Annotated in this window: 15 protein-coding genes; 7 read left to right on the top strand and 8 right to left on the bottom strand. The window is 72.9% G+C overall.

Annotated elements, in window-relative coordinates; translation table 11 throughout:
- Positions 1 to 101 precede the first annotated feature (101 nt).
- The gene (locus ACWCRA_RS30175; RefSeq protein ID WP_351557608.1) at positions 102 to 590 is read right to left on the bottom strand and encodes a hypothetical protein; all 489 of its coding nucleotides are present in this window, start codon (positions 588 to 590) and stop codon (positions 102 to 104) included.
- Between the two features lie 539 nt (positions 591 to 1129).
- Here ACWCRA_RS30175 and ACWCRA_RS30170 point away from each other — a divergent pair.
- Genes ACWCRA_RS30170 through ACWCRA_RS30155 form a run of 4 tightly spaced genes read left to right on the top strand, consistent with a single transcriptional unit; the run spans position 1130 to position 5441 of the window.
- A complete protein-coding gene (locus tag ACWCRA_RS30170; protein ID WP_451069095.1) occupies positions 1130 to 3994 on the top strand; it encodes a nitrate- and nitrite sensing domain-containing protein in 2865 nt (954 codons plus the stop codon).
- Positions 3991 to 4440: a roadblock/LC7 domain-containing protein gene (locus ACWCRA_RS30165; protein WP_351557614.1), complete on the top strand. Its 450-nt coding sequence runs from the start codon at positions 3991 to 3993 to the stop codon at positions 4438 to 4440. The genes ACWCRA_RS30170 and ACWCRA_RS30165 overlap by 4 nt, the downstream gene beginning before the upstream one ends.
- Before the next feature lie 10 nt (positions 4441 to 4450).
- Positions 4451 to 4855, top strand: coding sequence for a DUF742 domain-containing protein (locus ACWCRA_RS30160; RefSeq protein WP_351557617.1), 405 nt, complete (start codon positions 4451 to 4453; stop codon positions 4853 to 4855).
- Positions 4836 to 5441 (top strand): GTP-binding protein, encoded by a 606-nt coding sequence (locus tag ACWCRA_RS30155; RefSeq protein WP_351557620.1) that lies wholly within the window; start codon positions 4836 to 4838, stop codon positions 5439 to 5441. Before ACWCRA_RS30160 ends, ACWCRA_RS30155 begins: the two co-directional genes overlap by 20 nt.
- Positions 5442 to 5571: 130 nt before the next feature.
- Here ACWCRA_RS30155 and glpK read toward each other — a convergent pair whose 3' ends face one another.
- From glpK to ACWCRA_RS30135, 4 genes are all read right to left on the bottom strand, one after another.
- A complete protein-coding gene (glpK, locus tag ACWCRA_RS30150) occupies positions 5572 to 7074 on the bottom strand; it encodes a glycerol kinase GlpK (protein ID WP_451069094.1) in 1503 nt (500 codons plus the stop codon).
- 40 nt (positions 7075 to 7114) lie between these two features.
- Positions 7115 to 7876 (bottom strand): MIP/aquaporin family protein, encoded by a 762-nt coding sequence (locus ACWCRA_RS30145; protein ID WP_351557626.1) that lies wholly within the window; start codon positions 7874 to 7876, stop codon positions 7115 to 7117.
- Positions 7877 to 8213: 337 nt separating this feature from the next.
- Positions 8214 to 9422 carry a lipid-transfer protein gene (locus ACWCRA_RS30140; RefSeq protein ID WP_451069093.1) on the bottom strand — a complete coding sequence of 403 codons (1209 nt, stop codon included), beginning with the start codon at positions 9420 to 9422 and terminating at the stop codon, positions 8214 to 8216.
- A complete protein-coding gene (locus ACWCRA_RS30135) occupies positions 9419 to 9865 on the bottom strand; it encodes a Zn-ribbon domain-containing OB-fold protein (RefSeq protein WP_351557632.1) in 447 nt (148 codons plus the stop codon). The genes ACWCRA_RS30140 and ACWCRA_RS30135 overlap by 4 nt, the downstream gene beginning before the upstream one ends.
- 199 nt (positions 9866 to 10064) lie before the next feature.
- On the opposite strand from ACWCRA_RS30135, the gene ACWCRA_RS30130 reads away from it, so the two are divergent.
- Complete coding sequence (locus ACWCRA_RS30130) at positions 10065 to 10571, top strand: NUDIX domain-containing protein (RefSeq protein ID WP_451069092.1); 507 nt, start codon at positions 10065 to 10067, stop codon at positions 10569 to 10571.
- A gap of 90 nt (positions 10572 to 10661) precedes the next feature.
- Here ACWCRA_RS30130 and ACWCRA_RS30125 read toward each other — a convergent pair whose 3' ends face one another.
- Entirely contained in the window at positions 10662 to 13031 is a 2370-nt protein-coding gene (locus ACWCRA_RS30125) for a glycoside hydrolase family 31 protein (RefSeq protein ID WP_451069091.1), read from the bottom strand.
- Positions 13032 to 13269: 238 nt separating this feature from the next.
- Here ACWCRA_RS30125 and ACWCRA_RS30120 point away from each other — a divergent pair, with 238 nt between their 5' ends.
- Together ACWCRA_RS30120 and ACWCRA_RS30115 are read left to right on the top strand one after the other, a co-directional pair.
- Positions 13270 to 15252 (top strand): acetoacetate--CoA ligase, encoded by a 1983-nt coding sequence (locus tag ACWCRA_RS30120; RefSeq protein WP_451069090.1) that lies wholly within the window; start codon positions 13270 to 13272, stop codon positions 15250 to 15252.
- 336 nt (positions 15253 to 15588) lie between these two features.
- Complete coding sequence (locus ACWCRA_RS30115) at positions 15589 to 16452, top strand: hypothetical protein (RefSeq protein WP_351557644.1); 864 nt, start codon at positions 15589 to 15591, stop codon at positions 16450 to 16452.
- An 83-nt stretch (positions 16453 to 16535) separates the two neighbouring features.
- Here ACWCRA_RS30115 and ptsP read toward each other — a convergent pair whose 3' ends face one another.
- A complete protein-coding gene (ptsP, locus tag ACWCRA_RS30110) occupies positions 16536 to 18206 on the bottom strand; it encodes a phosphoenolpyruvate--protein phosphotransferase (protein WP_351557647.1) in 1671 nt (556 codons plus the stop codon).
- A gap of 74 nt (positions 18207 to 18280) precedes the next feature.
- Positions 18281 to 18730, bottom strand: coding sequence for a PTS sugar transporter subunit IIA (locus ACWCRA_RS30105; protein WP_351557650.1), 450 nt, complete (start codon positions 18728 to 18730; stop codon positions 18281 to 18283).
- Positions 18731 to 19145 lie beyond the last annotated feature (415 nt).

Here is a 19145-nt window from a genome sequence, read left to right as displayed (position 1 = left end):
GCGCCCGTCCCCCGGTCCGCCGCCCGTCCCCTGGTCCGGCGCCCATCAGGTCCGCCGCTCGTCCGGGCCCGGCCCGGACGGGTGCGCCGGGCCGGCCGGTGTCACACCTCGGACAGCTCCGACAGCCGCCCCGCGCCCCGCTGCGCGACGGGCTCGCCCCGGCCCGGGCCCCGCCGCCGTATACGCGCGGTCCTGCGCGCCGCCGCCTTGGCCGCACGCCGCTCCCTGCGCCGCTCGCGCCGCAGGGCACGGGCGCTGCTGCTCGGCTCCGACACCACACCGTGGCGCTGGTTCCACACCTGGCGGGTCACCCAGACGTCCAGGACGCCCCAGGTGGCGACCACCGTGCTCGCGACACTGCTGAGCACCATCGGAAACGCCAGCCAGGAGCCGGCGAGGGTGCAGAGAAAAGCGATCATCGCCTGAATCAAGGTCAGGGAGACGATGAGCACCGCGCGGACGGCCGCCGTACGGACCGGATCGGCCATGCGGCGGCGCGCGGTCGGTTCCTCCACCCAGAGCTGCCGTCGCACCGGCGCGAACGACGGACGCCCCGCCGGTCTGTCCGCGCGACGCTCATCCGTTTCCATGGTCCCTCTCACTCCCCGTCCCCCAGGTCCTTCCGCCTTCAGGGTGGCTGCCCGGAATCCACTGCTTTACTCCGGCCCACGGCACCACCCGGCGCCGTGCCACGGCGCGCGGGAGGCGACCGGCCCGCTCCCGGCGGACCCGGGATCGCGCCCGCGCGGCGGAACGAACAGCCGCCGCGGCGGAAGCAGTTGAGAACCGGGCCCGCCGGTCCGGCCGGTGGACCGGCTCCGCCGCCCCTCACAGCCCCTGTGAACAAAGACGTATGACGAGCCCGGATGATTCCCGCATCCCGGACCTGGAGGGAAGAGTTCCAGCCATCTCCCGCCGTCCGGAAAAAGACGGGCCACCAGGCACCCCGTGACACACCGCGAATGCCAACTCCTTGAATACCGGGACAACCTGTGATCAACGCAGCTCCGGCAGGCCGAAAATCGCCCGGACGTGTCTTCGAGTTGTCTGTGTGACAGTAGTAGGCTCGCGCCGTTTGTTGACCGAGAGAACACCGCCTGTAACGGGCGGAGTTGAGCAGGGGGAGGCCATGCGCTTTCGCGGGAAGTCCATCCGCCGGAAGATCGTGGCGTTGTTGCTGGTGCCGCTGCTCTCCCTGACCGCCCTCTGGGCCTTCGCCACCGCTCTCACCGGCCGGCAGGCCGATGATCTGCTGGACGTCGGGACGATCACCGAGGAAGTCGGCCACCCCATGGTCGACTCCCTCGACGTCATCCAGCAGGAGCGCCGGCAGACGCTGATCTACCTCGCCGACCGCCGGTCCTCCAAGGCTCTCCCCGCTCTGCGGGAGAAGCGCGGGGCGACGGACCGCACCATCGCCGTCCTCAAGAGGAACGCGGCCAAGAAGGAGGTCCGCGACGATCTGCGCTCCGACGCCGAGCGCAGACTCGCCTCCCTCATCGAGGGCTTCGACGGACTCGTCGCCCTGCGCCGCTCGGTCGAGACGGGCACCGTCTCCCGGGCCCAGGCGCTGGACTACTACAACCGGATTCTCCACCCCTGCTTCACCTTCCTGAGCACCCTGCACGCCGTCCACGACGTGAGCATCGAGCGCCACGGCCGCGCCGTCGTCGGACTCGCCCGCGCCTCCGAGATGCTCTCCCGCGAGGACGCGCTCATGGCCTCCGCCCTCACCACGGGCCAGGTCACCACCGCTGAGATCCGCCGCTTCTCCGACCTCGTCGCCCACCGCGAGCTGTACTACGAGATCAACCTGGAGGCGCTGCCCGCGGGCGAGCGCGACATCTACACCCAGCTCTGGCGCGGCCCCAAGACCGCCCCCCTGCGCGCCGCCGAGGACCGCCTCATCGAGTCCGGCCGGGTCAACGCGGCGGGCCCCGCCGAGCTGGCCGAGTGGCAGGCCGCCGCGACCCCCGTCCTCGACGAACTGCGCCGCGAGGCCAAGGCATCGGGCGAGCGCTACCAGGACCGGGTCGACCCCGCCGCCTACGGCGTCTTCGTCCAGGCGGGCGTCGCGGGAGTCCTCGGCTTCCTCGCCCTGCTCGTCTCCGTCATCGTCTCCGTGCGCATCGGCCGCGACCTGGTCCGCGACCTCTCCAGGCTGCGCAAGGAGGCCCATGAGGTCTCCGGCGTCCGGCTGCCCAGCGTGATGCGCCGCCTCGCCGCGGGCGAGCAGGTCGACGTGGAGACCGAGGCCCCCCGGCTGGAGTACGACAAGGACGAGATCGGGCAGGCCGGTCTGGCCCTCAACACCCTCCAGCGGGCCGCCGTCGAGGCCGCCGTCCGCCAGGCCGACATGCGGCGCGGGGTCTCCGAGGTCTTCGTCAACCTCGCCCGCCGCAACCAGGTCCTCCTCCACCGCCAGCTCACCCTGCTGGACGCCATGGAGCGGCGCACCGAGGACACCGAGGAGCTGGCCGACCTCTTCCGGCTCGACCATCTGACCACCCGGATGCGGCGGCACGCGGAGGGACTGGTCATCCTCTCCGGCGCCGCCCCCTCCCGCCAGTGGCGCAAGCCGATCCAGCTCATGGACGTGGTGCGCGCCGCGGTCGCGGAGGTCGAGGACTACGAGCGGATCGAGGTCCGCAGACTGCCCCGCATCGGCGTCGGCGGCCCCGCCGTCGCCGACCTCACCCACCTCATCGCCGAGCTCCTGGAGAACGCCACGGTGTTCTCGCCCCCGCACACCGGCGTTCAGGTGCTCGGCGAGCGCGTGGCCAACGGCTTCACCCTGGAGATCCACGACCGGGGTCTCGGGATGGCCCCCGAGCTGCTGCTCGACGCCAATCTCCGCCTCGCCGAGACCCCCGAGTTCGAGCTGTCCGACACCGACCGCCTCGGTCTGTTCGTCGTCAGCCGGCTCGCCCAGCGGCAGGGGGTCAGAGTCTCGCTCCAGCCCTCCCCGTACGGCGGGACGACCGCGGTCGTCTTCATCCCCGCGGCCCTGCTCACCGAGGCACCCGAGATGCAGGGCTCCGGTTTCCGGCTCGACCGCAAGAGCGACCCGCCCGCGTCCCGGCGCGGCCCGGACGGCAGGCTCTCCGGAATTCCCTCCCCCGAGCGGGGCCATCCCGGCTCCGAGCGCGGACTGTCCGGACTCCCCGGTCCCGCGGACGCGGGCTTCCCGGGAGGTCCGGTCCAGGAGACCGCCGGACTGTCGCGGCTCCCCGCGCCCACCGGCCAGGGACCGGGCCAGGCCCACGGCCAGGGCCCCGCCCGCCGGGAGGGCTCCCCGCTCCTCGACGGCCCGGTCGAACTGGAGGGCCCGGTCGGCCCCCTGGGACCCGTCAGCTCCCTCGGACCTGTCGACCCCCTGGGTCTCGGCGGAACCGAATCCCTCACGGACCCCGACACCCTCACCGGCCCCGGCGGCCTCGCGGGTCTCGACGACGGCGCCATCTTCCGCGCCCGGTCCCGCACGGCCCGGCGCTCCGGCCCGGACGACCAGCACCAGCAGGCGCCGGACCCGGCGCCGGAACGGATGGCAGGACCCGTGCCGCTGCCCCGCCGCAAGCCCCCGACCCTCGTCACCGACCACGGCCGCCGGGTCGACGAGCCCGGACGCACCCGCTCCGCCCCGGAGCCCCCGCAGCGGCCCGGCCACGCGTCCGGCGCACCCGCCCCGGCGCACGGCACCGCCGCCGACCGGGGCCCCGCGACGATCGACGGCCTGCCCCGCCGGGTCCGCCAGGCCAATCTGGCCCCGCAGCTCAGGGTGAGCGCCCCGGCCGACCGCACACCGTCCCAGGACCCGGGCCAGGAAGCCGAACGGGACGCCGAGGAGGTACGCAGCCGTATGGCCTCCATGCAGCGGGGCTGGCAGCGGGGCCGGCTCAAGAACGCAGACGGGGACGACAGCGCCGACCGGACCACCGGCGCCGCCCCAGGCCAGAACGCACCACGAACGACATCGGAGGGGGACGGTCGATGACCGCACCGCATGCCGCAGCACACACCACCCAGGGACGCCCGGGGAGCACGGCCGCAGGCGAGCTCAACTGGCTGCTGGACGAACTGGTCGACCGGGTCGGCAGCATCCACAAGGCCCTGGTCCTCTCCAGCGACGGCCTGGCGACCGGCACCTCGCGCGAGCTGACCCGGGAGGACAGCGAGCACCTCGCCGCCGTCGCCTCCGGATTCCACAGCCTCGCCAAGGGCGTGGGCCGCCACTTCGACGCGGGCAGGGTCCGGCAGACCGTCGTGGAGCTCGATGAGGCCTTCCTCTTCGTCACCGCCGCCGGCGACGGCAGCTGTCTGGCCGTCCTCGCGGACGCCGACTCGGACGTCGGCCAGGTGGCGTACGAGATGACGCTCATGGTCAAACGGGTCGGAGTCCACCTCGCCACCGCGCCGCGGACCGGTCACCCCGGAGGGTGATGGTTCCGGTATGAGCGAATCGACCCATCACGCCCAGCATCCGCACCACTACTTCGACGCGGAGGCGGGCCCGGTGGTCCGTCCGTACGCCATGACCCGCGGGCGCACCCGGGTGACGGCCCAGCACCGGATGGACCTCATCGCGCTGGTCGTGCCGGAGCCCGCCGCCGATCATCCGGTCCACGACCAGTCGCTCTCCCCCGAGCATGTCGAGATCGTCGAACGCTGTGAGGACAGCCCGCAGTCCATCGCCGAACTGGCGGCCGGCCTCGACCTCCCCGTCGGGGTGGTGCGGGTCCTGGTCGGCGATCTGGTCGAGGACGCACTCGTCCACGTAACCCGTCCCGTTCCGCCGGCAGAACTGCCGGACGTGAATATTCTCCGCGAGGTGATCAATGGTCTTCGGGCGCTCTAGCAGCCGGCGGCCCGTCGAGCCGGTGACCCTGAAGATCCTGGTCGCGGGTGGCTTCGGGGTGGGAAAGACGACCCTGGTGGGCGCGGTCAGCGAGATCAGACCGCTGCGCACCGAGGAGACGCTCAGCGAGGTGGGCCGCCCGGTGGACGACACCGAGGGGGTCGAGAGCAAGACGACGACCACCGTCGCCATGGACTTCGGACGGATCACCCTCCGCGAGGACCTGGTTCTCTATGTCTTCGGCACCCCCGGACAGGACCGCTTCTGGTTCCTCTGGGACGAGCTGGCCCAGGGCGCGCTCGGTGCGGTCGTCCTCGCCGACACCCGCCGCCTGGAGGACTCCTTCGCGGCCGTCGACTACTTCGAACGCCGGGGCATCCCCTTCACCGTCGCGGTCAACTGCTTCGACGGCGCCGGCCGCTTCCCGGCCGATTCGGTCAGGGCGGCACTCGACCTCGACCCCGGTGTCCCGTTGATGATGTGCGACGCCCGGGAGCGCGAGTCGGTCAAGGAGGTGCTGGTCGCGGTGGTGGAACACGCCCTGGAACGGGTCGGCGGAGAGCGCCGCGAGGCCGCGTCCACCTGAGGCGCCACCCGCCCGGAACCGGCCGTACCCCTGGACGCCCCGGCCCGGGGTCCGTACCCCCGATCACCGGGGTACGGACCCCCGGGCCAGGCGCCGGGCCCGGCGCCTGGCCCGGCCCGGACGGCCCGCCTCAGGCCTCCTCCCACCCGAAGCTCCGCTCCACCGCCTTGCGCCAGTTCGCGTACTCCCGCTCCCGGACCTCCGCCGCCATCCGGGGCTGCCACTCCGCGTCCCGCCGCCAGTGCGAGGTCAGCTCGTCGAGCCCCGACCAGACACCCGTCGCCAGACCCGCCGCGTACGCGGCGCCCAGACAGGTCGTCTCGGAGACCCTCGGCCGCACCACCGGCACCCCCAGCACATCCGCCTGGTGCTGCATCAGCAGACCGTTCGCGGTCATTCCGCCGTCCACCTTGAGCGTGGTGATCCGCACCCCCGAGTCCTCGTACATCGCGTCCACCACCTCCCGGGTCTGCCAGCTCGTCGCCTCCAGCACCGCCCGTGCCAGATGCGCCTTGGTGACATACCGGGTCAGACCGGTGATGACTCCCCGGGCGTCGGCACGCCAGTACGGCGCGTAGAGCCCGGAGAAAGCGGGCACCACATAGGCGCCGCCGTTGTCCTCCACGCTCTCCGCGAGTGTCTCGATCTCATCGGCGGTACGGATGATCCCCAACTGGTCGCGGAACCACTGCACCAGGGACCCGGTGACCGCGATCGACCCCTCCAGGCAGTACACCGGGCGGGCGTCACCGATCTTGTACCCCAGGGTGGTGATCAGTCCGCTCCGTGACGGAACGGGCCGCTCCCCGGTGTTCAGCAGCAGAAAACTCCCCGTGCCATAGGTGTTCTTCGCCGTCCCCTCCTCGTAGCAGGCCTGCCCGAAGACCGCCGCCTGCTGGTCGCCGAGCGCGGAGGCCACCGGCACCCCCGCGAGCGGTCCCACGGCCGTCCCGTACACCTCGGCCGAGGAGCGGATCTCCGGCAGTACGGCCCGGGGCACCCGCATCGCGTCGAGGATCTCCGGGTCCCACTCCAGGGTGCGCAGATTCATCAGCATGGTCCGGGACGCGTTGGTCACATCCGTGACATGGACACCGCCCTCCGGGCCCCCGGTGAGATTCCAGATCAGCCAGGAGTCCATGGTGCCGAACGCGATCTCGCCGCGCTCGGCCCGCTCGCGCAGCCCCGGCACGTGCTCCAGCAGCCAGGCGGCCTTGGGCCCGGAGAAGTAGCTCGCCAGCGGCAGGCCGGTGGCCTCCCGGAAGCGGTCCTGGCCCGCGTCGCCGCCCAGTTCGGCACAGAGCGCTGCGGTACGGGTGTCCTGCCAGACGATCGCGTGGTGCACCGGCCGCCCCGTGGCCCGGTCCCACAGCACGGTGGTCTCGCGCTGGTTGGTGATGCCGAGCGCGCTGATCTTGCCGGCCTCCAGGCCCGCCTTCGCCAGCGCCCCCGCGACCACCTCCCGCACGGTGTTCCAGATCTCCGTCGCGTCGTGCTCCACCCAGCCGGGCCGGGGCAGGATCTGACGGTGCTCGCGCTGGTCGACGGCGACGATCCCGCCGTCCCGGTCGAAGATGATGCAGCGGCTGGAGGTGGTGCCCTGATCGATCGCCGCGACGAACCTGTCCGTCATGTCCGGTCCCTTGTCGGTTGAGTGGACGCCGCGATGGGCGTCAGTGGATCACGTTGAAGAGCAGCCCGGCCAGCACCCCGCCGACGGCCGGCCCGACCACCGGAACCCAGGCGTATCCCCACCCCGACGAGCCCTTGTTGGGGATCGGCAGCAGCGCGTGGACGATACGCGGCCCCAGGTCCCGCGCCGGGTTGACGGCGAAGCCGGTGGGCCCCCCGAGGCAGAGGCCGATACCGACGACCAGCAGCGACACCAGCAGGATGGAGATCCCCGAGCCATAGATCCCGGCTTCCTCCCCCGGCACCTGCCCGACACCGATCCCGTCATTCCTGGCGAGGGAGAGGATCGGCAGCACCAGCCCGACGGTCACGATCACCTCGGTCATCGTGTTCGCGAACGGACTGCGGATCTCCGGCGCGGTGGCGAAGATCCCGAGGGTGGGCTGCGCCGTGGCCGTGTCCCGGTTGGCCTGGAACTGGGCGAAGTAGACCAGATAGGCCAGTACGGCGCCGATCACCGCGCCGGTGAACTGCGCCAGGACATAGAGGGGCACCTTCCCCCACTCCCCGGTGTCGACGGCTATGCCCAGGGTGACGGCCGGGTTGAGATGCCCGCCCGACAACGGGGCGGCGGTGTACGCGCCCGCCAGCACGCCGAAGCCCCACCCGAAGGTGATCGCGGTCCAGCCGGCGGCTCGCGCTTTGGAGCGGTGAAGGGTCACGGCGGCACAGACGCCCACCCCGAACATGATCAGAATCGCGGTGCCGACCGCCTCGCCGACGAAGATGTCTCCATTGCTCATGACGCTCCTAAACCCTCACCCGGGGCCTGCCCCGGTGCTGCGTGCGGGGATGTGTGCTCCACGATGTGCCGTGGTGTGCCAGGGATACGAGGAGCCGGAGCAGGCGAAACCCGCGCTCCGGCCGGCGTACCGACGAGCGACGTGCGTGGTGTCCCGTGATGGCCGTGGTGGCCGTGGTGGCCGAAACCCTGTGCGGAGGTGCCCGGAAACAGCGGACGGCGGCGGACAGTTGCCGCAGCGCCGGCGCCGACGACAACGCAGTGTTCACCGGCCGTGGCGCACCGTCAAGGGACAGTCGTCCCGGGTCCGGCCGGGGCCCCTCTTGACGGCGCGGCGCTCACCGTACGGCCACCACCGCCGAGCCGTGCCCGAACAGCCCCTGATTCGCGGTGATTCCGGCACGGGCGCCCGGTACCTGGCGTTCTCCGGCGACGCCCCGCAGCTGCCAGGTCAGCTCGCAGACCTGGGCGATGGCCTGGGCGGGTACGGCCTCGCCGAAGGACGCCAGCCCGCCGCTGACATTGACCGGGACTCGACCGCCCAGCGCCGTCGTCCCGTCCCGCACGAGCTTCGCCCCCTCGCCGGGCGCGCACAGGCCGATGTCCTCGTACCACTCCAGCTCCAGCGCGGTGGAGAGGTCGTACACCTCCGCGAGGGAGAGATCCTCCGGCCCGATCCCCGCCTCCTCGTACGCGGCCCGGACCGTCGACGCCCGGAAGGAGCACGGCGGCGGCTCCACGAGGGCCGCCGAGTCGGTGGCGATATCGGGAAGGTCGATGACGGTCCTCGGATGGACCGGACCGACCGTGGAGACCGCGCGGATACGGACGGGGTCCGCGACCCCGTGGCGGCGCGCGAACTCCGTACTGGAGAGGACCAGCGCGGCCCCTCCGTCCGAGGTGGCGCAGATGTCGAGCAGCCGCAGCGGATCGGCGACCACCGGGGAGGCGCTCACCTCGGCCGGGGAGACGGGGGACCGGTAGCGGGCGTACGGATTGAGCACCCCCGCCGCCGCGTTCTTCACCTTGACCAGGGCGAAGTCGTCCGGGGTGTCGCCGTGCAGCGCCATCCGGCGGCGTGCCCAGAGCCCGAAATAGGCGGGGTTGGTCGCCCCCAGCACCCGGAAGCGCAGCCAGTCCGGATCATCGGGCCGTTCACCGCCCGCCGGTGCGAAGAATCCTTTCGGCGCCGCGTCCGCGCCCACCACCAGCACCACATCGGCGATACCGGAGAGAATCTGCGCGCGGGCGACGCCGATCGCCTGCGCGCCCGAGGCGCAGGCGGCGTACACACTGGTGATCCGCGCGCCCTGCCAGCCGAGGGCCCGGGCGAACGTCGCCCCCGCCACATGGCCGGGGTACCCGCCGCGCACGGTGCCCGCGCCGACCACCGAGTCCACCCGCCGCCAGTCCAGCCCGGCGTCGGCGAGGGCCGCCCGCGCCGCGACAGTGCCGTACCGGACAAAGCTGTGACCCCACTTGCCCCAGGGGTGCATTCCGGCCCCGAGAACCGCGATGTCACCGGCCCCGCCGGCCCCACCGGTCACCGGATCACCTCCACCGGTCGCCAGTGCCAGGTGGCCCGGGCCGTACCCCCGCCCCCGCTCAGCACCCCGGGCACGACCTCGACCTCCATCCCGACCGCGAGATCCGCCGGTGTCACCCCCGGCACCGCCTGCCCCAGCACCACCATGCGCTCGGCCGCCAGCTCCACGGCGACCAGGGTGTACGGCTCCCAGGGCGCGTCCGGGTCCGAGACATAGGGCGCGGGCGGGCGGTGGCGCCCATCGGTGTACGACCACACCCTGCCCCGCTTCGAGAGCGGCACCTCGACCGGCTCATCCCCCGGGCAGGCGGGATCGCGGCAGAAGTCGTCCCCCGGCGGGAAGGAGACCGCCGAGCAGACCGCGCAGCGGGCGCCCAGCAGCCGGAAGTCCTCCTCGCCGCCGTCCTGGGTGAACCATCCGGCCACGACGGGTGTGCGGGTCACAGATCCTCCCTGCGCGGCGATCCGGCGGAGTGCCCCCGCCCGATGAACTGACGATGCGTCAGAAGTGTGCCACGGCCGCCCCGCCCCCGGCGAGACCGGAACAGCGGGTCCCGCCCCCGGCGAGACCGGAACAGCGGGGGAGGGCTTCCGCCGTCCGGAAGAAGCGCACCCGCGACGGGGAGTCCGATACAGTCCGCGCGTGCCCGAGAACTCCTTCTGCGGCAACTGCGGAACGCCCTACGGCTCCGCCCCCACCGACTGGCCCCGCACCTGCCCCGGCTGCGGCGCCACCGCCTACCGCAACCCGCTCCCGGTCGCCGTGGCGCTCCAGCCCACCCGCGACGCGGACGGCTCCGGCCTCGTCGTCATCACCCGCACCATCGAACCCCGGCTCGGCGGCACCGCCCTGCCCGGCGGCTTCATCGACTCCGGGGAGAGCTGGCAGCAGGCCGTCGTCCGCGAACTCCACGAGGAGACCGGCATCGAGGCCCCGGCATCCGATGTCCGGCTCGCGGACGCCCTCAGCGCCCCCACAGGCCATCTCCTCCTCTTCGGCCTGCTCCCCGAACGCCCCGCCACCGCACTGCCGCCCTCCGCCCCCACCGCCGAGACCTCCGGCTGGCATCTGCTGCGCACCCCCGGCGAACTTGCCTTCTCCCTGCACACCACAGCGGTACGGAGATGGTTTCTGCACCGCTACGGCTGACCGCGCCCGAGGCCCCTCTCCCGGCACGCCCGACCGGACCCGGAGCCTCCTCTCCCGGGCACGCCCGACCGCACCCGGAGCACCTCCCGGCTACCCCGCCGGCTCCGCGCCCAGCCCCCGCACCCGCACCCGCCACCGGGGCGGACCCGACCCATCGCTCCTGACCTGCCGCACCTTCACCCGCCCGTCCACCAGCCGGCTCGCGAACCGCTCCACCTCCGCCCGCTCCCACCCGTCCCCGGTGTCCGCGACCACCAGCCCGCCGCCCCTGCGCCCCCCGACCGGAGCCCACGCCTCCAGCTCCAGGCCGCCGTCCGCCCCGCGCACCGGAACCACCGAACCCGCCCGCGCCAGCACCGGCACCCGCGACAGCGGGGCGTCCAGCACCACCTGCCCCGGCCCGTCGTACGCCCGGCCCGTCACCGTGTCGTACCAGCGCCCCTTCGGCAGCGGCACCGGCCGCCGCACCGCGCCCCGCGCCAGCACCGGCGCCACCAGCAGCGCGTCTCCCAGCAGGAACGCGTCCTCGCACTCCCGCAACAGCCGGTCCTCCGGCGCCCCCCACCACAGCGGACGCACATACGGCGCCCCCGTCAGCCCCGCCAGATGGGCGAGCGTGACGAAGTACGGGCGCAACCGCTCCCGCTCCAGCAGCGCCGCCCGCGCGTGCTCCAGCACCGCGGGACCGAACTCCCAGGGCTCCCGGCGCCCCGCGCCGATCGCCGCGTGCGTGCGGAACAGCGGCAGATACGCCGCCAGCTGGAACCAGCGCAGATACAGCTCGGGCGAAGGGGAACCATCGAAACCGCCGACATCCGGCCCCGAGTACGGCACCCCGCACAGACCGAGCCCCAGCACCAGCGAGAGCGAGGCCCGCAACCCCGGCCAGCCGCTGGAGACATCACCGGACCAGGTCCCTCCGTACCGCTGCATCCCCGCCCACCCCGAGCGGGAGAAGAGAAAGGGCCGCTCCGCCGGGCGCAGCCGCCGCAGCCCCTCGTAACCGGCCCGCGCCATCGTCAGCGCGTACACATTGTGGGCCTCGCGATGATCACCCCCGCGGCCCTCCAGGGCGTGCCGGGCCGAGCGCGGCAGCGTCCGGTCGCCGAAGGGCGCGAAGGACACCGGCTCGTTCATGTCGTGCCACACCCCCGAGAAGCCCTGCGCGAGCCGCTCCCGGTAGAGCCCGCCCCACCAGTCCCGCGCACCCGGATCGGTGAAATCCGGATAGGCGCACTCACCGGGCCAGACCATCCCCCGCACCTCACGGCCGCGCCCGTCCCGGACGAAGGCCCCGGCCGCCACCCCGCTGTCGTACACCGCGCTCCCCGGCTCCGCCCGCACCGCCGGGTCCACGATGGAGACCAGCCGCACCCCCGCCGCGCGCAGCTCCTCCGCCAGGGCCGGCAGCGCCGGAAAACGCTCACGGTCGACGGTGAACACCCGGTGCCCGTCGAGGTGATCGATGTCCAGATGGACCGCAGAGAGCGGAAGATCCCGCTCCAGATACCCCCCGGCGATCCGCCGCACCGCCTCCTCGCCGCCGAAACCCCAGCGGGCGTGCTGCGGCCCCAGCGCCCACGACGGCGGCACCGCCGGCGCGCCCGTCAGCCGCGACCAGCGCGCCAGCACCCGGGCCGGCTTGCCCACGATCACCCAGCAGCGCAGCGGACCCCCCACCATCCGCACCTCGGACGTCCCCGGCCGGTCATGACCGGAACCCGCCCCCTCCTCACCTTCGCGCAGGATCACCCGCCCTTCCCAGGAATTGTCCAGAAAAACCAGATGCGTGCCCGCGTCGGCGACCACCAACTGCACCGGCATGGTGATCGAGAGCGGATCGTCCCCCGGCCCGAACGACCCCTGGGGATCGGTGTTCCACAGCCGGTACGTCCCATTCCGCAGCCGAGGACCCGAGGCCCGGCCGCCCAGACCGAAGAACCGCGCATCGGCCGCCACCTCCGACCGCTGCGCCCACCGCGCGGGACCACCCCCGCGCACCGGCTCCCACCAGCGCGGCGGCAGCTCCCGCCGCAGTACCACCCCACCGGGCGTCCGGACCTCCACCGCGCCGTGACGCGAGACCTCCACCGTCACCCGCTCCGACACCACCCGCCAGCCGCCGTCCTTGTCCGGCTCCAGCGAGGCCCGCGCGTCCGGCGCCGGCGGAGCCCCCGCCAGCGCGTACGACGGCTCCGGCCCCGCACCGTCCCAACCCCAGAACACCGCGCCACCCGCCACCACACAGACGCGCAGCTCCGACCGGGCGAACCGGACGACCCCGCCCCCCGGCAGCGGCTCGGCACCGGTCACCGCCCCCGGCACCCGCGCCCGCTCCGGACCTCCGGCGGGCAGCCCCCGGGCGTCGATTCTCCGCCGCCGCCACGCGAGCCGTGCCGCGCGCAGCGTCCGCCACACCGCGAGAGTCCGCACCGAGCCCGCCAGTCCCCGACCGTCCATGCAGTTCAGCCTGCCACCCGGGCCCCGCCGGGGCCGCTCCGTTCAGCTCCTGTTCACCCGGGTTGGGGCGACATTCGGCCGTGTCGACGGGCATCTCCACCGGGGAGAGGAACCCTGGTGCGAAGGACGATCACATGGCATCGTCCCTGACAGCAGCGCGGACCCCGAGGGACCTCGCGCCGGCACCGCACCGACCAGGCAGAGCCGCAAGCACCCAGAGCCACCCGGGAGCCGCCCCATGACCCCAGCAGCGAACCCAGCGCCCCTGTGGCAGCCCGGACCCGACCGGATCGCCGCCGCGCGCGTCACCCGCTTCCAGGCCTGGGCCGCCCGACACCACGGAGCCCCCGCCGACGGCGGCTACCCGGCCCTGCACCGCTGGTCCACCGAGCGGCTCCCGGACTTCTGGCGCGCGGTCGCCGACTGGTCCGGCGTCCGCTTCGGCACGCCGTACGAGTCCGTACTCGCCGACCCCGCCATGCCCGGCGCCCGGTGGTTCCCCGGCGCCACCCTCAACTACGCCGAACACGCCCTCAGAGCCGCCGGGGAACGCCCCGACGAACCCGCGCTCCTCCACGCGGACGAAACGCACGAGCCGGCTCCCGTGAGCTGGTCCGAACTCCGGCGCCAGGTCGGCGCGCTCGCCGCCGAGCTGCGCGCCCTCGGCGTACGCCCCGGCGACCGCGTCAGCGGCTACCTCCCCAACATCCCCCAGGCCGTCACCGCCCTCCTCGCCACCGCCGCCGTCGGCGCGGTCTGGACCTCCTGTGCCCCCGACTTCGGCGCCCGCAGCGTCCTCGACCGCTTCCAGCAGGTCGAACCGGTCGTCCTCTTCGCCGTCGACGGCTACCGCTACGGCGGCAAGGAGCACCACCGCGCCGACACCGTCGCCGAACTCCGCGCCGAACTGCCCACCCTCCGCGCGACGGTCCACATCCCCTTGCTCGGCACCCCGGCCCCCGACGGCGCACTCGACTGGGCCGCCCTCACCGCGGGCACCGCCGAACCCGTCTTCGAGCAGGTCCCCTTCGACCACCCCCTCTGGGTCCTGTACTCCTCCGGCACCACCGGCCTCCCCAAGGCCATCGTCCAGTCCCAGGGCGGCATTCTGCTGGAGCACCTCAAACAGCTCTCCCTCCACTGCGACCTCGGCCCCAGGGACCGGTTCTTCTGGTACACCTCCACCGGCTGGATGATGTGGAACTTCCTCGTCTCCGGCCTGCTCACCGGCACCACGGTCGTCCTCTACGACGGCAGCCCCGGCCACCCCGGCACCGACGCCCAGTGGACCGTCGCCGAACGCACCGGGGCGACCTTCTTCGGCACCTCCGCCGCGTACGTCATGGCCTGCCGCAAAGCCGGCGTCCACCCCGCGCGCGACCTGGACCTCTCCCGCATCGGATGCGTCGCCACCACCGGATCGCCCCTGCCGCCCGACGGCTTCCGCTGGCTCCACGACGAATTCGCCGACACCGGCGCCGACCTGTGGATCGCCTCCGTGAGCGGCGGTACGGACGTGTGCAGCTGCTTCGCCGGAGCGGTACCCACCCTCCCGGTCCGCGTCGGCGAACTCCAGGCCGCCTGCCTCGGCACCGGCCTCCAGTCCTGGGACCCCCACGGCAAGCCCCTCATCGGCGAGGTCGGCGAACTCGTCGTCACCACCCCCATGCCCTCCATGCCGATCCGGTTCTGGAACGACCCCGACGGCAGCCGCTACCGCGAGAGCTACTTCGAGATGTTCCCCGGCGTCTGGCGCCACGGGGACTGGATCACCATCACCGACCGGGGCTCCGTCGTCATCCACGGCCGCTCCGACTCCACCCTGAACCGCCAGGGCGTCCGCATGGGCTCGGCGGACATCTACGAAGCCGTCGAACGGCTCCCCGAAATCCGCGAATCCCTCGTCATCGGCCTGGAGGAACCGGACGGCGGCTACTGGATGCCCCTGTTCGTCCACCTCGCCCCCGGCGCGTCCCTCGACGACGGGCTGCGCGACCGGATCAAGCGCACGATCCGCGAACAGCTCTCCCCGCGCCATGTCCCCGACGACATCATCGACATCCCCGCCGTCCCCCACACCCTCACCGGCAAACGCCTCGAAGTACCGGTGAAACGCCTGCTCCAGGGCGCCCCCCTCACCCGGACGGTCAACCCCGGCTCCGTCGACGACCCCGGCCTCCTCGCCTTCTACGAGGAGCTGGCCCGCACCCGCGGACACTGAGACCCGGCCGGATTGTCAGACCCCATCGCTACGGTGAGTAGTCAGTAGTCGACAGACCGCATGTCGACGGGACCGCATGGGGGAGACATGACACACGCCGGACCACCCTTCGACGAGACGCCCGACGAGACGCCCGGTCCGATGCCCAATCCGACGCCCGGCCCGGCGCCGGGCGAGCCCACCGAAAGCCCCGGACCCACACCACCCACCCGCCGATCCGGCACCCCGGCCGGCCGGGCATCGGCCACGCCCCCGGCCCGCCGCACCCGCCGATCCGGACAGCGCGGTCGCGGCGGCCCCCGGCGCACCGGCAACGGCCCCGGAAACCGCACACCGGTGCGCACCACCCTCCGGCGCGAAGCCGTGCCCACCATCGGCGTCGTCGCGGACGCCACCGACTTCGCCGCCATGCGCCGCTACCGCACCTTCACCTTCGACGACCACCCGGCCTACCTCCGCGAGATCGAGGCCCTCCTCACCTCCCTCGCCGCCACCCACCTGCACACCACCATCGCCCTCTTCGACCCCGAGGACTTCGCCGCCTACTGCGCCGCGCACGGCCTCGACCCCGACACCCCTGTCAGCCGCAGCAGATACACCGCCGGAATCGCCGAGCGCGGCAGCACCCTCCCCTACGGAGGAGAACCCCTCCACACCCTGCTGCCCCAGCTCATCGGCCACGCCGTCCGCCGCGCCACCTGGGAGTACGCCTCCGCGCTCCTCGCCGACATCGGGGAGTGCGCCGACTGCGGCCAGGACATCGGCCGAGCCGCCTTCGACCGGGCCTCCCACCTCCTGATGCGCCTCCTCGAAGCCGCCGGCCCGGGCCGGCACCACCTGGTGTGCAGCGCCCCCGCACCCGAGGAGCAACTCCTCGCCGTCCTGCACGCCGACGGGGACACCACACCCACCGCCCACATGGACGCCACCGAGGCCGCCGAATTCGTCACCGTGCTGGCCACCGCCATCGCCCTCGGCAACCCCGGGGGAGTGGTACTGCGCACCACCACCCCCGGCACACCCGACCGCCTCCACGGCTGGCGCCTGAACCAGGGCAGCCTCCTCCCCCTCACCGAGGGCGAAGTGTTCAGCGCCTACTGCACCGACGCCGCCACCGGCGAACCGCTCTCCCCCGAACCCGGCGTGGAGTACCGCGCGGGCTTCGACATCGCCGCCGACCCGCCGCAGCCCCACCACTGACCGGACCCGCCACCGATACGGAAGGGGAGGGCCCCGCCGCAGCGAGGCCCTCCCCCTGACCAGCCCGGTGACCCGGACAGGCGCTACTCGCCCGACAGCACCGCCCGAGCGGCCACCCGTGCCTCCTCGGCGGTGTCGACGGCCCGCGCGGCGGCAGCCGCCCGCTCGCACTGCGCCAGCGTGTACTTCGCCAGCGTCGCCCGCACATAGGGAATCGACGCCGCACCCATGGACAGGGAGGTCACCCCCAGACCGGTCAGCACACACGCCAGCAGCGGATCGGAGGCGGCCTCACCGCAGACACCACAGCTCTTGCCCTCGGCCTTCGCGGCCTCGGCCGACATCGCCACCAGATCCAGCAGCGCCGGCTGCCAGGGGTCCTGCAACCGCGACACCGCACCCACCTGCCGGTCGGCGGCGAACGCGTACTGCGCCAGATCATTGGTGCCGAGCGAGAGGAACTCGACCTCCTGAAGAATCGAACGCGCCCGCAGCGCGGCGGACGGGATCTCCACCATCGCGCCGAACTTGGCCTGGAGCCCCGCCTCACGACACGCGTCCGCGAACGCCCTGGCGTCCGTACGGTCCGCCACCATCGGCGCCATGACCTCCAGATACACCGGCAGACCCGCGGCGGCCCGCGCCAGCGCCGTCAGCTGCGTCCGCAGCACATCCGGATGATCCAGCAGGCTCCGCAGCCCGCGCACTCCCAGCGCCGGGTTGGGCTCATCGGCCGGAGTGAGGAAGTCGAGCGGCTTGTCCGCGCCCGCGTCCAGCACCCGCACGACCACCCGGCCCTCCGGGAACGCCGCGAGCACCTGGCGGTACGCCTCGACCTGCTTCTCCTCCGACGGCGCCCGCTCGCTGTCGTCCAGGAAGAGGAACTCCGTACGGAAGAGACCGACCCCCTCGGCCCCGGCCTCCACCGCGGCCGGCACATCCGCGGGGCCGCCGACATTGGCCAGCAGAGGCACCTTGTGCCCGTCCGAAGTCGCCCCCGGCCCACGGGAACCGGCCAGCGCGGCCTTCCGCGCGGCGGCGGCCCGCTCCAGCTCGGACCGCTTCTCCGCGCTGGGCTCCACGAAAATCTCACCGGTGCTGCCGTCGACCGCGATCAGCGTGCCCTCGGCCAGCTCACCAGCCCCCGCCAACGCCACCACGGCGGGCACCCCGAGCGCCCGCGCGAGGATCGCGCTGTGACTCGTCGGCCCGCCCTCCTCGGTCACGAACCCCAGGACCAGCGCGGGGTCGAGCAGCGCCGTGTCCGCGGGCGCCAGGTCCCGGGCGATCAGCACATACGGCTCATCGCTGTCCGGCACCCCCGGCATCGGCACACCCAGCAGCCGCGCCACGATCCGGTTCCGCACATCGTCCAGATCCGCGACCCGCCCGGCCAGATACTCACCGGCACCCGCCAGCAGCGCCCGATACGAGGCGAAGGCGTCGTACACCGCACGCTCGGCGGAGCTGCCGACGGCGATCCGCCGCTCCACATCGGCCATCAGCTCCGGGTCCTGGGCCATCATGGCCTGCGCTTCGAGCACGGCCTGCGCCTCGCCACCGGCCAGATTGCCGCGGGCGATCAGATCGGCGGCCACCGCTTCCACGGCCTTGTGCGCGCGCGCCTGCTCCCGTTCCGCGTCCTGCGCCGGGATCTGCTTCGCCGGCGGTTCGAGGACGGCCGTCCCCATGTGCCGGACCTCGCCGATGGCCACGCCATGGCTCACACCGACGCCTCGCAGCGTTGTCTCCATCTCACCCGTCTCCGATCGAGCGGCGGGAGGTGCCGCCGCGCTGGATGTCCTACTGCCCGTTGCCCGGTCCGGCATCACTGCCAGGTGAAGAGCGTGTCCCCGGCCTTCAGATCTCCGTCCTCCCGGACCTCCCCGAGAGCGTCGGCCGTGGCCTCCAGCGCCACCACCGGACAGATGGGGGACTTCCCCGCCTCTTCCACGGCGGACGGGTTCCAGCGGACCACGGCCTGGCCGCGCGTGACCGTGTCGCCCTTGTTGACCAGCAGCTCGAAGCCCTCGCCATTGAGCTGCACGGTGTCGATCCCCAGGTGGGTCAGGACTCCGTGCCCCTCGCTGTCGACCACGACATACGCGTGCGGGTGGAGCGAGACGATGACCCCGTCGACGGGGGCCAGGGCCTCCGAGGGCTCGCGCACGGGGTCGATGGCGGTACCCGGCCCGACCATCGCACCGGAGAACACCGGGTCCGGCACCGCCGTCAGTCCGATGGCGCGTCCGGCAAGAGGTGACGTCACGGTGGTCATGGAGCCTCCCAGAGGGGCGGAGAGTCGGTACCGCGCCGTCACTGCCTGTCCGGGACGGCGCACTGTTGAGCAGCGTAAGTCATATGAAGTCCCGGTTCCGCCCGAATGCTGTCGGTTGACCGCCCGGCGGAGCGGCCCCGACAGCGATTTGCCTCGCATCTGGGTGGCGGGTACTGTCGTACTCCTGCCTGACGCCAACACGACATCAAGTCGGGGGTCGGCAGCGGCGTATCAAGTCCGGATACTCACTGATCGATGCTTCCGCATGTCCGCGGAACGGTGGTCAGAGGGACACGAAAAGCCTGATACGGTTTGACCACACCGAAGGGAAAGCCCGGAGGACCTGGTGAAAAGGGTCTGAAGGAAGCGTCCGTTCCTTGAGAACTCAACAGCGTGCCAAAAGTCAACGCCAGAT

The organism is Streptomyces sp. NPDC001889 (assembly GCF_053594535.1).
This window is presented reverse-complemented; position numbering and strand designations above follow the sequence as displayed.

Coding starts and splice junctions, on each gene's coding strand:
- ACWCRA_RS30175 (WP_351557608.1), bottom strand. CDS start 590: ATGGAAACGGATGAGCGTCGCGCGGACAGACCGGCGGGGCGTCCGTCG.
- ACWCRA_RS30170 (WP_451069095.1), top strand. CDS start 1,130: ATGCGCTTTCGCGGGAAGTCCATCCGCCGGAAGATCGTGGCGTTGTTG.
- ACWCRA_RS30165 (WP_351557614.1), top strand. CDS start 3,991: ATGACCGCACCGCATGCCGCAGCACACACCACCCAGGGACGCCCGGGG.
- ACWCRA_RS30160 (WP_351557617.1), top strand. CDS start 4,451: ATGAGCGAATCGACCCATCACGCCCAGCATCCGCACCACTACTTCGAC.
- ACWCRA_RS30155 (WP_351557620.1), top strand. CDS start 4,836: ATGGTCTTCGGGCGCTCTAGCAGCCGGCGGCCCGTCGAGCCGGTGACC.
- glpK (WP_451069094.1), bottom strand. CDS start 7,074: ATGACGGACAGGTTCGTCGCGGCGATCGATCAGGGCACCACCTCCAGC.
- ACWCRA_RS30145 (WP_351557626.1), bottom strand. CDS start 7,876: ATGAGCAATGGAGACATCTTCGTCGGCGAGGCGGTCGGCACCGCGATT.
- ACWCRA_RS30125 (WP_451069091.1), bottom strand. CDS start 13,031: ATGGACGGTCGGGGACTGGCGGGCTCGGTGCGGACTCTCGCGGTGTGG.
- ACWCRA_RS30120 (WP_451069090.1), top strand. CDS start 13,270: ATGACCCCAGCAGCGAACCCAGCGCCCCTGTGGCAGCCCGGACCCGAC.
- ptsP (WP_351557647.1), bottom strand. CDS start 18,206: ATGGAGACAACGCTGCGAGGCGTCGGTGTGAGCCATGGCGTGGCCATC.
- ACWCRA_RS30105 (WP_351557650.1), bottom strand. CDS start 18,730: ATGACCACCGTGACGTCACCTCTTGCCGGACGCGCCATCGGACTGACG.